Source organism: Methanoregula sp., assembly GCF_049686655.1.
GTDB lineage: Archaea > Halobacteriota > Methanomicrobia > Methanomicrobiales > Methanospirillaceae > Methanoregula.
On the sequence record NZ_JBAVIG010000053.1, the window covers coordinates 1 to 14,028 of the forward strand.

11 protein-coding genes, 1 tRNA gene and 1 other RNA gene are annotated in these 14,028 nt (G+C 48.6%); 5 read left to right on the top strand and 8 right to left on the bottom strand.

Going from position 1 to position 14,028, the window contains the following annotated elements:
- Positions 1-1,829, bottom strand: a 1,829-nt coding sequence (locus tag WBL42_RS06830; RefSeq protein WP_424720526.1) for an efflux RND transporter permease subunit, incomplete at its 3' end; no start/stop codon positions are given.
- A gap of 45 nt (positions 1,830-1,874) precedes the next feature.
- Positions 1,875-3,146: a COG1361 S-layer family protein gene (locus tag WBL42_RS06835; protein ID WP_424720527.1), complete on the bottom strand. Its 1,272-nt coding sequence runs from the start codon at positions 3,144-3,146 to the stop codon at positions 1,875-1,877.
- Between the two features lie 541 nt (positions 3,147-3,687).
- Here WBL42_RS06835 and WBL42_RS06840 point away from each other — a divergent pair.
- From WBL42_RS06840 to WBL42_RS06850, 3 genes are all read left to right on the top strand, one after another.
- Positions 3,688-4,596: a PAS domain-containing protein gene (locus WBL42_RS06840; protein ID WP_424720528.1), complete on the top strand. Its 909-nt coding sequence runs from the start codon at positions 3,688-3,690 to the stop codon at positions 4,594-4,596.
- A gap of 348 nt (positions 4,597-4,944) precedes the next feature.
- The gene (locus tag WBL42_RS06845; protein ID WP_424720529.1) at positions 4,945-5,721 is read left to right on the top strand and encodes a hypothetical protein; all 777 of its coding nucleotides are present in this window, start codon (positions 4,945-4,947) and stop codon (positions 5,719-5,721) included.
- Between the two features lie 92 nt (positions 5,722-5,813).
- A tRNA-Arg gene (locus WBL42_RS06850) sits at positions 5,814-5,885 on the top strand.
- A 155-nt stretch (positions 5,886-6,040) separates the two neighbouring features.
- Here WBL42_RS06850 and WBL42_RS06855 read toward each other — a convergent pair.
- The 3 genes from WBL42_RS06855 to WBL42_RS06865 are packed head-to-tail and all read right to left on the bottom strand — an operon-like array spanning position 6,041 to position 8,814.
- Complete coding sequence (locus tag WBL42_RS06855; RefSeq protein WP_424720530.1) at positions 6,041-6,835, bottom strand: energy-coupling factor transporter transmembrane component T family protein; 795 nt, start codon at positions 6,833-6,835, stop codon at positions 6,041-6,043.
- Positions 6,836-8,293: an ABC transporter ATP-binding protein gene (locus WBL42_RS06860; protein ID WP_424720531.1), complete on the bottom strand. Its 1,458-nt coding sequence runs from the start codon at positions 8,291-8,293 to the stop codon at positions 6,836-6,838.
- On the bottom strand, positions 8,293-8,814 hold the full coding sequence (locus tag WBL42_RS06865) for a tryptophan transporter (RefSeq protein WP_424720532.1): 522 nt from the start codon (positions 8,812-8,814) through the stop codon (positions 8,293-8,295). The genes WBL42_RS06860 and WBL42_RS06865 overlap by 1 nt, the downstream gene beginning before the upstream one ends.
- Positions 8,815-9,078: 264 nt before the next feature.
- Here WBL42_RS06865 and WBL42_RS06870 point away from each other — a divergent pair, with 264 nt between their 5' ends.
- The gene (locus WBL42_RS06870) at positions 9,079-10,296 is read left to right on the top strand and encodes an NAD(P)-dependent malic enzyme (RefSeq protein ID WP_424720533.1); all 1,218 of its coding nucleotides are present in this window, start codon (positions 9,079-9,081) and stop codon (positions 10,294-10,296) included.
- A 19-nt stretch (positions 10,297-10,315) separates the two neighbouring features.
- On the opposite strand, the gene WBL42_RS06875 is transcribed toward WBL42_RS06870, so the two are convergent.
- A complete protein-coding gene (locus WBL42_RS06875) occupies positions 10,316-10,777 on the bottom strand; it encodes a thioredoxin family protein (protein WP_424720534.1) in 462 nt (153 codons plus the stop codon).
- Positions 10,778-10,928: 151 nt separating this feature from the next.
- Here WBL42_RS06875 and WBL42_RS06880 point away from each other — a divergent pair, with 151 nt between their 5' ends.
- On the top strand, positions 10,929-12,359 hold the full coding sequence (locus WBL42_RS06880; protein ID WP_424720535.1) for an aldehyde dehydrogenase family protein: 1,431 nt from the start codon (positions 10,929-10,931) through the stop codon (positions 12,357-12,359).
- A 13-nt stretch (positions 12,360-12,372) separates the two neighbouring features.
- Here the strand turns inward: WBL42_RS06880 and WBL42_RS06885 are convergent, their stop codons facing one another.
- Positions 12,373-13,344: a hypothetical protein gene (locus tag WBL42_RS06885; protein ID WP_424720536.1), complete on the bottom strand. Its 972-nt coding sequence runs from the start codon at positions 13,342-13,344 to the stop codon at positions 12,373-12,375.
- A gap of 264 nt (positions 13,345-13,608) precedes the next feature.
- An RNA gene (gene rnpB, locus WBL42_RS06890) (RNase P RNA component) lies at positions 13,609-13,946 on the bottom strand.
- Between the last annotated feature and the right edge of the window lie 82 nt (positions 13,947-14,028).

Genomic DNA, 14,028 nt, shown 5'->3' on the forward strand with positions numbered 1-14,028 from the left:
AGTACGAGGAAGACGAAGATCAGGGCAAATCCAAGGTAGGTCATCTCATCTTTTGACGAGGACAAACCTCCGATAAGCGCTGTCATGATATCGAAGCTCCCGATGGGCTGGACGGTGATACCCTGCGGCGGCTGGAGGAACGCAATATCATCGACCATCTCTTTCTTGAGGTCTTCCTCCTGAGGGATCTGGAGCGAAATCGTCCCGAAGTGCACAACGCCACGCATCGATCCGCTGATATACTGGTCTTTCACGGATGATGGGATCTTTTCCAGTACGGCATTGAGCTGGCTCTGGGTCTGCGGCATCACCCCGCCGTTATAGTCCAAGATGTAGGTGACGATACTGGTAGCTGACGTAAGTTCCGAATGGGTGGCAAGCTCATGGTCCTGGAAATTCTTGAGCCAGACGATAGTATCGAGGTCCGTGACCCGGGCTCCCTGCACATAGAAATCTGCCGTGCTCGTTGCCCCGAGGACCCTTGTGACTTTATTCATTTCGATAAGTGCCGGCATATCGCTCGGGACAAAGTTGTTCTGGTTTGCCTCAATGGGAATATACGGGTCGAGCTGGAAACCGATCACTGCGATGAGTGCCGCAATAAGGAGAATCGGGATCGGGTTTTTCGCGATCTTGACAGAGGTATCGGTGAGGAACTGGCCATAGGTCCAGCCCTTCTTCTTTGGCGCCGGGAGGGTATCGCAGGCCTCTTCGCCAACTGCATAACAGACCTCGGGTATCTGCGGCTTGGGCTTGTAGCCGATGATGTGGGCAACCGCCGGTATTCCCACGAGCGAGATGCAGTAACAGCTCATTATACCGATTATTGCTACCAGCCCGAATGACTGGATCATGGGGACCGTGGAGATGAACATGGCAGAGAATCCCAGGGATGTGGCTAGCATCGCGTACATGACAGCAGGCCCGGTCCGGGTGATTGTCATGAACACGGCATCGTCAAGCGACCCTTTACGGGACTCCTCGTCGAGTCTGGCATGGAACTGGATCGCATAGTCGATCCCAAGGCCTATCATGACAGGGAATGCCCCCAGCACTGCCATGTTAAGCTGGATACCTGCAAGCCCCATGAGGCCGATGGCGGTCGTAAGCCCCAATCCCACAAATACGACCGGCAGGAAGCGGTGACTGACATACGAGAAGAGCAGGCCCATGACAATGATCATCAGGATCATAGCGCCTCCGATCAACACCCCCATCGAGGAACCCATTTCAGCCTGCATCTGTTTACTGAAAGCGGGAGTGCCGGACACCTCTACCGTTACCCCGGCAGGGGGATCGGAATGATCAACGATTTGCTGCACCGTATTCAGGACCATGGTTTCGGTATTAGTTGACAGGCCGTTATCGAGGTTTACCTGTACCAGGGTCAGGACATTTGACGGTACCGCTCTGGCCCGGGTGGCGGGTGGAATCTCGTTCACGAGTGAATCGATCTCCCCCTTGGACTGGGGAAGGACCCCGTTGTTCTCACTTTTCAGAATATCGACAACACTCGATGCTCCGGAGATGTGCTGCTGCTGCCGGATATTTCCTTCGAGTCGATCGATATAATTGAGCACGTTCGGGTCGAGTGGATTGCCGGTCTCAACGATCAGGATAATGGAGTCCGTGTTGAACGTCTCGGTATACTGCGTATTGGCGATACCTTCCGGAGAATTCCTGTCCATATAAGTATCGTTGCCGGTCTGCATGGTAATCATCGTCATACCGATAATGGCAACAATAAAGACAATCCCGATGATGCCAACAACCACTCGAGGCCGACGGTTTACGAACCGTGCGATTGAACTGAAGATCTGATCAATCATAGTAATCCTGTCTTACAAGCAATGTTGGCTGGAAAAAATGGGAACTCACTGTTTCCTGACCCGCCGTGAATAGACGAAGTATCCGAGAACTGCAAGAATACCGATGACAACCAGCGTGAGCAGGCCGGGGAGGCCCAGTATATCGATGACGCCCCTTGATGGCACGACCTGGACGTTGACCTTGAGGGGGTCTGAGGTGATCTCGTTGTTGAGGGCGTCCTGGTAGATCACCTCGGAATCGAGACCGTATTCCTTGACGGTTGCATCGGAATCGAGGGATACCTGGTAGGAAGCCTGCCGTACATCGCCCGGGGCCATGGTACCAAGGTACGCAGTATCGTCGTTGCTGGTGAAGGGGTCGACCGCACTGATCCGTGCCTGTGCTTTGTATGCCGTTGCGGTCCCGGTATTCTGGAAGGTGACGGTAATAATGGACGTTGCGCCGGGCGAGATGGTGGTCATGACCGGTGTTACGTTGAACTGGATCTTTTCACCGACCGGTACCCCGATAGTCTCGGTTGCGGAGTTGACATACACGCCATTGGTGTTCTTGTAATTGACCAGCACGTCAAGCGGGTAGGTCTTCTGCTGGGCATCACCGGAGACCATGAGCCGGAACGTGCAGTTTGCCACCGCACCGGCCGGGTAATCCCCGATATAATAGCTCCCTTCCGTGGGCGAGAGCGGGCTCTGGTCGGGCTGCTGGATCATCACTACCGCGTCCTGGCCGTCCTCATACCCGGTATTCTGGAGATTGATCGTGACATAGCCTTCATTTCCCACGTTCAGGTCCTGCGTATCGATCGATAATGCGGTGATCTGTACTTCCGGTTTGATCGTTATCGGGATCGTCACGGTCTGGTTGACGGTCTTATACATATACGAGAGCGTATCGGTCCCGTACTGGTTGGCGGCGTAGAGATACGTGTAGTTCAGCGTTACCGGCAGGTTGTATGTACCCGCCGGGGCGTCCTGATTGACGGTGATGTGGAATGTTGCCGTTACTACCGAACTGCCGGGAAGATCTCCTACCAGCTGCGGATCCGACTTGACCCGAAGGGGCGCATCGGCGGAACCGAGACTTACGCTGAGCTGCTTGGCAGTATTCGAGAGATCCCCAGGATCGATAATCGACGACTTGACGATCTTGAACTGGTTGGTCCCGCTATTCTCAATGGCTACAGGCACATTAAGATCGTCACCGGGGGAAAACTCGTTGGTCCCGGATATATGCGCTGTAAGTTCCGGGTTCCCGGCCATGTACCGGCTTCCGGAATCGTCCGCCAGCGATGGCATGGCCAGAAGGATCACGGTCATTACGGCAAGGCATATATATAAATATCCTTTGCTGCTACCCACTAAATGGCCATTCTGTCCATTTGTGGGACGTATTGATCTTGTACTCTCAAAATTTTTCCAGATGGTTTCGTTCATGCGGTTCCTCGGTTGTAATTTAAAAATTTTGAACTGCAGGTTTTCAGTTCATAAATAGAACACATCCTCCATATTGCATAGCCAACCAAAAAAATAATCGTTATAAGAATTTTTCCGGCTGCCATTTCATATTATGTACTCTATTTCATCAGATCCATCATCACTATACTCACCAATAAATTCATCATGAAGAAGACAATAATTACATCGTTTTATTTTTGCGATCGCTTAACCAAGTCCAGTCCATGATAATTGATTTTATGATTATTTCAAAATTTTGAAATTTAACTTCCTCATTATCAATGTTAATTCATTATTTAATTTTATGGATAGTGGATTAACGTTTATAGTTACATATATTCATTATCAATTGATGTAACAATACACAATTATTTATTTATACAATTATACCATTCTCTAACGTATGGAACAATTTCAAAAAGTTTCCCTTAAAATACTTGATATTCTTAAAAACTCTTCTCATGGCATGAGTATCACGGAGATCGCGCGCATTATACATAAAAATAAACATTCTGTCGGGAGATATCTTGAGGTATTACAGGTTTCCGGACAGGTTGAAATGCGAATGTTTGGGAAAGCCAAAGTGTTTTCAGCATCCAACAGGATTCCACTTGAATTACTCATGAATTTTTCCCGGGAGTTTATTCTCATTCTCGATAACGATTACCGAGTACTCCATGTTAATAATTATTTTCTCGACCTGATCAAAACCACCCGTGATGCAATAATCGGAAAAAATTGCTTTTATATTTCCTTTTCATCCTCTTCATCTTCACAAACTATCATCGATTCAATTCAATCCTGCATCAAATCCGGCATTCCTGAAACTGAGATAATTGTCGGAAATGGAATAAAACAGATCTATTTGCTGAGAATTATATCCATTGTTTTTAATGAGGGGACGAAAGGAACCGCCATTTCGATTGAAAATATTACTGACAGGAAAAATGCAATGTTTCTGGAACAGAAATATAACTTTCTGCTTGATCTAATTTCTGATTCCACTCAGTTGGGAATTCTGATCGTGAGGAATAAAAGTGTTATTTTTGCAAATACGCCGATCGAAAGATTATTTGGTCCATGCCTGGAGACACCATTACTCTATTTAATGGAAAATATTGTACCGGAAGACAGGGACAGGATAAGCAAAATGTTTTTGGAACCTCGTGTGGGACTGCAAAAAACTTATGATATAACATTTGGTTTGGAAGGTGCATCACGGAGCAGGATCATTGTTAAGGGTCGTATAGGTTCATTCAATGAGGCCGATGGAGTATCATGTTTTTTATTGGTAAACGATATTTCCGGATAGAAATTCCGTTTATTAGTATTTCCACAATATTACCTAATCATAAATCCATGATATCTTGATCAGAAATTGAAACGAATTTTTTATCTGAAAATTTTTTATCATTATGTGTATTTAAAAATAAATACAGAAAAAACTCAATTCTTACGGAAATTAAAGAAGATTTAAAAAATATTTACTGAATTTGATATGAGTCTTCGATAGGTTTCCGAATACAGATGAATATCAGGATTTTTTTAAAGGCATCCCTGAATTATGATACTTCGCAATTTAAAATTATTTAAAGTTTGTAATCCAGCTACAAGGGATATTTGAAATCCTTAATTACTAGGAATTACAGTACTCTGATTAATGAAAAACAAACAATTGTATCTGATCAGTTGCATCGTGTTGCTCCTTATAATTGCTGCAACGGGGTGTGTTGCGCCGCCAAAAGATACATCTGGTGGAGCAACATTGACATTTAATCCCGCTGAAGGTACTCCCACGACAACAATGCGTAATTCCTATGTGACAGAAGTTACTCCATACGTAACCTCGCAGGGATCGAACGTATGCCAGACAGAAACTCTTGGATATCATACTTTTGCAACCCCGACACCATTGCCATCTGACAAAAGCTGCCGCATCTATACAACTACTCAGACTTTTACCTATAATTCGTCCGCGTTCACGTTCGACCTGAAAAATCCACCAATGTACATCAATTACACGGTTATTCCTACGAATATTACGGGAATCAAAGAGGTGACTTCACAGTACGGATCCAAAGCTGTAGAGGATATTGCATATGATACCTACGATCCACAATCGTATTTTATAATCACCGTCCGTAACAAAACATCCGGGGAGATATATCTTCAGGACGGTTTCGGTACGGGTTACACGACGTATCTGGACCGGACTCTTAAAGTTTTAGATAGTGACAACATGTTGATTGAGATGAAAGGCAACAAGATTACTGCAACCATGAGCGTCTGGGTAAAGCCCCAGGGAAATTTTGATGATCCAGATAACATGACATTTGATGCCTGCACATACTGGCAAGGCACACCTCGCGACGTCACGGCTGTTGCCTTAGTAACAGGTACCCCCCTACCAACGTGGGCAGGATCAGGCACTTCATAACTTATGCTTTCAATCCGAGGATATCACATTCTTTTTTAACGGTGAGATATTTAAGCGATGAGAGCAATTTTAGTAAGGCAGTCATTAAGTGCGTCCCGGTGGGGTAGTGGACATCCTAGAAGATTGCGGATCTTTTGACCCGGGTTCAAGTCCCGGCCGGGGCGTTTCTTTTATTATTACAAATATGTGAATGTTTCTTTCAATGCATAGTATAAGATCGCTCAGTTTTATCTGACCGTTTAGGCTCACTCGATAAAATAACTTTTTTATCTACGTATACGTATTTATGAAATCGGGCTTCCTATAGACCCAGTAAAAATCAGAGAATGTGTTCCAGTGCAAGAAATGTATATGTGCAGCTGATAGTTGCCAATCCCAATAGTACACAAAAGTCCCGCGCATGAAAGATGAATTCTCGCAAGCGGGTCCGTTTACCGGTCCGATAGCCGCGAATATCTATTGTCAATCCCAGCACGGTTGCCCGCGACAATGCATTCGATACGAGGGGTATGACAACCGGGGCGACACTGCGGAGCTTTCCGATCAGCCCGGTTCCGGGGTTATATCCCCGCGCAAGCTGTGCTTCATGAATCCTTGTTCCCTCAATCTGGAGTGTAGGAATGAACCTGAGGGCAACAAGAAACATGAGCGTATAATCAACCGGAATTTTCAAGCGTTCCATTGTATGCACGATATCCCGCGGCTGGGTTGATATGACAAAGAGCTGAAAGGCACAGATAAGGATCATGAACCTGAGGGTAAGGACCAGCCCGAACTCAACAGCACCGCTTGTCACCGGCAGACTTCCGCCAATGACTGGGAACCCGTTGGGGATCAGGTAGCCCAAGATTTCACCGCTCGGCATTGTGATAATGGTAATGCCGATAAGGATCACGCTCATGATCACGATGAGACGGAACTGGTGCAGCACTTCGGAACCAAGGTTTGCATAACAGGAGATTATGAGTATCGAAAGCACCAGCAATGCAAGAAATCCAAGGTTTGTTGACAATATGGACATCAGGCCGACGATGAGTATGAAAAGGATCTTGGTCACCGGATGGAGCCGGTGAAAAAAACCGTCCTTATGGACGTAGGCAAGAATTTCAGCCATCTAGCATGCTCCCCTTGCCGAATCAGAGATGACCCTTCCTTTCTCCATCATAATAACCCGGTCTGCGCAATACTGTGCTATTTCCCGGTTATGCGTGATCAGGATTATTGTATGTCCTGTCTGTTGTAGCGTTTTTAATATCTCCATAACGAGCCGGGCCTCATTTCCGTCAAGTCCTGTAGTCGGTTCATCCAGGATAATTGCAGGAGGTTTCATAGCGATAACGCAGGCAATAGCAAGTCTCTGGCGTTCACCCCGGGAGAGCCAGCGGGGGTAAAGATCTTTTGTATGGGAGAGGCCGACTTCTTCCAGTGCCTTCTCTATTACAGAATCCCCGTTATGGATTCCGATATTTTTCAGGCCGAATTCAACTTCTTCCCTGACGGTGTCTGCAAAGAACATGTGATCCGGGTTCTGGAATACCAGGCCTACATCCCTGGCCAGGTTCGTGATAGTGCATTGCCTGGTATTTTTGCCGGCAATATACACGTTGCCCTCTGTCGGTGTGAGCAGCCCGTTGAAATGTTTGACGAGGGTGGTTTTCCCTGACCCGTTCTCACCGACAATGGCAATGAACTCACCGGGCCTGATTGCGAGATTCAGGCCATTGATAGCATTTATATCCCCGTAGGAATACGAAAGGTCCTGAACGGAAATAAGCGGATCCGCGGTGATAACCGGTGCCGGAGAGGAGGACTTATACACGGGCTTCAGGGCCCGTATTCCTGAAAAATCAGGAATCACGATCTTTCGCAACCGCTCATCCTTAAGCAGTTCTGCCGGAATTCCGGCTGCACGGATCTTCCCGTTTTCCATCACAACGATAGTATCGACAATCTCTTTAAAATGAGAGAACTTGTGTTCTATCAGGAGAATTGTTTTTCCCTGTGCCTTAAGAGTGTTCAGGATTGACACGATTCGTCCGGTAGCATGTTCGTCCAGCTCTGAAGTTGGTTCGTCAAGGATCAGTATGTCATTGCCAAGCACGAGTGTTGCAGCAAGGGCAACACGCTGTTTCTGGCCCCCGGATAGCTTATGCGGTGACCGGTTCCGGAGTTCTGACAGGTGGGTAACCTGCATGATCGACGCAAGGCGGTCTTCAATAACTGATGCTTCAAGACCCCGGTGCTCAAGGGCTGATAGGATCTCTTCTTCGACAGTGGTGAAGATCATCTGTGCTTCGGGATCATCAAAAACGATACCTATCTTCTGTGCAAGATCGCTGAGTCCTGCATAAGAAGCAACGTTTTTTCCCTCGACTGTAACAGTCCCCTCTTTTTTCCCACCATATTCATGGTGCAGGATACCGGCAGCGGCAAGGCACAGGGTGGTCTTTCCGGCACCAGACGGACCGGTGACCAGAATACACTTCCCTTGCGGTAAAGAAAAAGAGAGATCATGCAGGGCTGTCTGCACGGTATGGGGATAGGTGTAACTGACGTTTTCGAGTTCTATCATCACGGTCCTCGTGACAATACCCGGTTTGCAGGTATGTAGAGGATTTGGACGATAACGGCATTAAATACTGCAGTTATGACTACAATCGGTACAAAGACGATGATGAATCCTTCCATGGTGGTATATTTGTTAAGGATCGTCGGGGCAACAGCAATGAGTGCAATCGCAGCAAAGGAAAAACCGCTGACCAGCGTAACAAGGAATGTTGTTGCTGTAGGTGCGAGTTTTGACCGGTTTTTAATGACGGCATACAGCGCAAAGCAGACCAGGGCGCCGAGAGGTTCGCTGATCAGATTTGCCGGGGGAAATATCGATCCTGATATCAGCATCGATAATATCCCCGCTACAAGTCCGATACCCACGGCCTCGAAAACTGTCGGTGCAATGAGGATGATTGCAAGACAATAGAACGCAATGATCATGTTCGGTGTCAGGGGTGTATGCAGCATAGCAAGGAAATACCGGAGAATCGCACCAATCGCAAGCAGGATTCCAACAATAGCAATATCTTTTGACTTCATGATTTGCACATCCAGAAATTACAGATTTCCGGGAAACCTCTGTAAGAGATTCCCGGAGTTGACTGAATTATACCTTAATGTATACATTTGATCATAGATGTATTAAGTTTTGTCTTTCTGCCATTATTTTAATAGGTTAATGTGTACTGCTCAACCGATGCAACTGCTCCAAATGATTTCTGGTGAGTTATTCCGAAAATTCATTATATCGACCGCTAACTTCATTGCCTGCCCGCTCACTGTGACGTATGTGATGTGATCAGAATGGTCTTTTCTCCAGGCAGCGATGAGATCTACAAGGAATCTCTTGCTCTTCACGCACTTCACAAAGGAAAACTGGAAATCCATTCCAAAGTCTCCCTGAAGACACGGCAGGATCTCTCGCGTGCATACACCCCGGGAGTTGCCGAGGTCTGCCGGGTAATAGCAAAGGATCGGAATCTCGCGTACAAGTATACCCTAAAAGCAAATACCATCGCAATTGTCACGGACGGATCAGCCGTCCTTGGTCTTGGGAATATCGGGGGCTATGCAGCAATTCCTGTCATGGAAGGAAAGGCCATCTTGTTTAAGGAGTTCGCCGGGGTGGATGCGTTCCCGATCTGTTTTGAGAACTATGAGACCGACTTTGTTGACCAGATAAAAAATATCGCGCCGGTCTTTGGCGGCATTAACCTCGAGGATATTGCGGCCCCGAAATGTTTTGAGGTGGAGGACGCTCTTCAGGATATCGGTATTCCGGTGATGCATGATGATCAGCACGGTACTGCCGTTGTTGTCCTCGCTGCACTTCTCAATGCCTGCAAAGTCACCGGAAAAAAATATAAAGATCTCAACATCGTCATCTGCGGTGCGGGAGCTGCCGGATTTGCCATAACCCGGCTGCTCAAGTGTATTGGATACGATCCCCGGGTATGTACGCGGGTGAATGAGATCATTGTCTGCGATACTCAGGGAACCATTTTCCGTGAACGGGAAGGTCTGTACAAAAACAAGTACAAATTTATTATCGGTGAAGAGACCAACAGGCCAGCCCTTGCCGGATCGCTCTCTGATGCGATGATCGGGGCAGATGTATTCATCGGTGTATCGGCACCGAACATTGTAACAGAAGATATGATCGCATCAATGAACAAAAAAGCCATTGTATTTGCCATGGCCAATCCGGTCCCGGAAATCTGGCCGGATAGAGCAACGCATGCAGGGGCGATGGTCGTCGGGACCGGGAGGAGTGATTTTCCTAACCAGATCAACAATGTCCTCGCATTTCCCGGCATATTCCGGGGAGCGCTCGATGCCCGGGCCACGCGGATCACGGATGAGATGAAGATTGCAGCAGCCCACGCAATTGCCGATTATGTCCCACATCCGAGGAGTGATCGCATACTGCCCAGTATCCTCGACAAGAACGTGACTAAAAATGTTGCTGCTGCGGTGAAAAAGGCAGCGATAAGTTGTGGCTGCAGCAGGGATATTGAATAACGGAGCGGTCCCGGCAACACTACCCGTAGCCGGTGATATCATAATCGATCAAGGTGGAGTTCTTGGCACATTCCTTACCGTGGATGAGAACCTCATCGATCATCTTTTTCAGGATAGCGGGGTATATCGCGCCCACCATCTCCTGGACGGGTTTCCCGTTACAGAAAAACTTGAACGTGGGAGTACTTTTTACCCCGTACCGTTCCGCTGTCCACTGGCTGGTCAGGATATTGAGGCGCACAAAAATAACCGAATCACGGTATTCTCCGGCATAACTCCTGAAATACGGTTCCATCTGGTGACAGAATACACAGGTTGGAGAGTAGAACATGACGGCAACAGGTTTTTTGGACTTCTCGACGGCATTTTCCCAGGTAAGATCATCAGTTTCGATGAGCGGATCGCCGTCCGGCAGGACTGCCGGAGCGACACCAGCCTGCGGTGCAGCCGGCGTTTTCCCCTCTTCATGTTCACCTTCCATGCTGGTAACTCCCTAAATGCAGACTTTAGGGTATATGCCCAAATAGTTTGTTGTAATAATAAAGGAAAGATGCAGCGGGATGCAACAGGGGAATTTTACACTATGAATACACCATCTGAAACCATAATCAATCGGTAAAGGAGGGAACACGATGCTGATGAGGATCGGAGGGAAAGAATCTGCTTCCCTTGATGAAGCATGGACGGAGGTAGAAAACCCGGCCACAGGTGAAGTGATCGATCGGATTCCGGCTGGATCTCCGGATGATGTGGCACGTGCGGTGGATACTGCCGAAGCAGCATTCCGGACCTGGAAGAAGAAAACCCCGCGCGATCGGGGCATGATTCTCTTCCATGCCGCACAGAACGTTCGACAGCAGCACAAGGATCTGGCCAGACTTCTCACCATGGAACAGGGTAAACCTCTCACCGAATCCATTGACGAAGTACGCGGATTTGCCAACATCCTCGAGTTCTATGCCGGAATCTCCGCACAACTATCCGGGGATACAATCAGGCTCGGTGCTGCGGGGGACTGCATGGTAGTGCGTGAACCACTGGGTGTCTGCGGTGCCATCATCCCATGGAATATGCCCGTACTCATCATGGGATGGAAGATCGGACCTGCGCTTCTCGCGGGCAATACATTAGTCCTCAAACCAGCCTCTACAACATCCCTTACAAATCTTCAGCTCGGAAAAATTCTCGATGAATCCAGTCTTCCCCCCGGGGTCCTGAATATTGTAACAGGAAGCGGGAATTCTGTGGGGGAGGCACTGGTGAAACATCCATCGGTCAGGAAGATCTCCTTTACCGGAAATATTGCCACCGGCCTCAGGATCCGTGATCTTGCACACCAGAGTCTCAAGGCAGTCACGCTGGAGCTTGGCGGATCCGATCCCATGATCGTGATGAACGATGCGGATATTGACAAAGCGGTCGAAGGCGCAGTCCGGGGCAGGTTTTACAATGCCGGCCAGACCTGCACGGCGGTAAAGCGTCTTTATCTCCACGAGAAAATTGCAGGGCCGTTTGTTCTGAAACTGAAGGCGCGAATCGAATCTCTGCGGATCGGCAATGGCCTTGAGCCGGCTATCGACATGGGTCCCATGAACAGCCCCATGCAACGGGAACGGATCGAGAAGATAATTGACGAAGCCCGGGATACAAACAGCGGAACGATCCTGACCGGCGGGTGTCCCATGAAGGAGGGATCGTATAAGCAGGGTTATTTCTATAGCCCGACTCTCGTGACTGACGTTACCACGGGCAGTCGTCTCGTTACTGAAGAACTCTTTGGCCCGGTGCTTCCGGTCATGACCGTACCGGACCTGGAGACCGCAATCAGCGAGGCCAACAACACGCGGTTCGGCCTCGGTGCTTCGATCTGGACCTCAAACCTTGCCACTACCAAACGGGCATTTGATGAGATCCGGGCCGGCATCATCTGGGTAAACCGCCATCTCACAGTACCACCGGAAGTCCCGTTCGGCGGTACAAACGAGAGCGGGATCGGCAGGGAGAACGGGCACCATGCCCTTGACCAGTATTCAGAGACCAAAACGCTGTTTCTGGGATGGTAAATTAAAGAAAAAATCAGGTATTTCCTTTTCTCATCCGCGTAAGGATGAATGCAGTGGAAACAGCCCCGATACAGATCCCTGCGGCTAACGCGGATTTTTTTGTCGTGGGAATGGCAGTCACCGGAGAGATTGCTTCGGTCTGCGATGGCATCGTTGTTATCATGGGTATCGGGGAGGGTATTGGTATTGTTGTCGGGAGCGGTTCTACGATATTGAAGGTGGCAGACCCTTTGATATCCTGGATAATACCGCTGACGGTAACAATATATTTGTCAGGCTTGAAATCCTTCCCGTCCACGTCAAACGACCATGTGTTGCTCCCATCGCTACCCGGCATTACCTGGACAACCCCGGTTGCACCGGAGAATGAGCTGTCCTGGTTCTTTCCGGTCGGCTGGAACGAGGATGAGTACACCTCCACCTGGAGTTGGTCCCCGACAGCAAGATTCGTGGACCCGGTAATGGTAAAATTTTCCCCTACCACATGATCCCCGACAGGATGAATGATCGTATCCGGGGGACTGATGAAAAATGAGGCAGTGGCGAACGTATCATCAATATTCTGGCTACCGATAGCCTGCATAAGGGCTGAGGCTGCATCCGGACTCTGGAGGCTCCCGGTCTTTCCGAGCTGGAAGATAACTGTGCCCCCTCCAAGCTGGCGGTTGATCACATTGCCCGTTGACGGATCGTAGATGATATCAAACTGGCCGTTCATCATCGGGTGCTGGACAATCACCAGGTACTGACCGGATGCAAGATTTTCTGTATCTGCAGATTTCATCTCGTAATTGTAGGTATTATCAGCATTGACCTGGATGTTGGAAATCATAAGGTAATTGTACCCGATTACCCAGACCATAAGTCCTGCCTGGGGGTGACCGGTGGCAATACCATGAACTGTCACCGGATCCCCGTTGGAGATCGCCGGCATTGACGACTGGGACATCCCAGGCGTCAGGTCAAGCGCCTGGGAAGGCACCACAACCAGAAGAATGCAGATACAGAGTGTAAGAACACCAGTTATCAGCCGGATTTTCTGAAACCTGCGTGAAGAATTCATAAGACCCCTTTTTTGTGTACCACGTTTTCCGCGATAATCGATAGATGTATCCATCAGGATCCGGAATCCGTAAGCATATCCATACCGGGTAAGAAAAGAACCTGAACTTCAGGTACAGGAACCCTGGTCCGACCAAGAAATATTCTTATTAAAAAGATCCATCCGTATAAAATCCTTAAAAGAAGTGAGTGGGAGGAGTAAGCCTCCTTTTGTTCTAGCGGCATTCAGCTTTGCGTCAAACCCGGACGGATACCGGACGATCCATCTGTCCTGTTCTGACTTGCACCCGCAGGGATTCGCCGTTTCATCGTTTCCTGTCTGTTAGCGCTCAGCGGGTTACTCGCATGGAGACCATGCTTCTCGCCTTAACGGCTCAGCCGCATCATCACTGAAAACAGGCCGTGTCGTTTCTGTGCCATTGCCGTGACTCTCGCCACCCGTACTTGCGTACGGCTGCGTGACCGGTGGGTGGGGGGACTTTCCTCAGCGACACTGAAGTCACCGTCGGCCGCTCTCTCCCTCTCCTGTACATATATGATTTCGCACGTGATAAGCGCAGCGCCGTAGCTCGGATCACGGCCATCTGCCGGCATTCTCCCGGAGGTT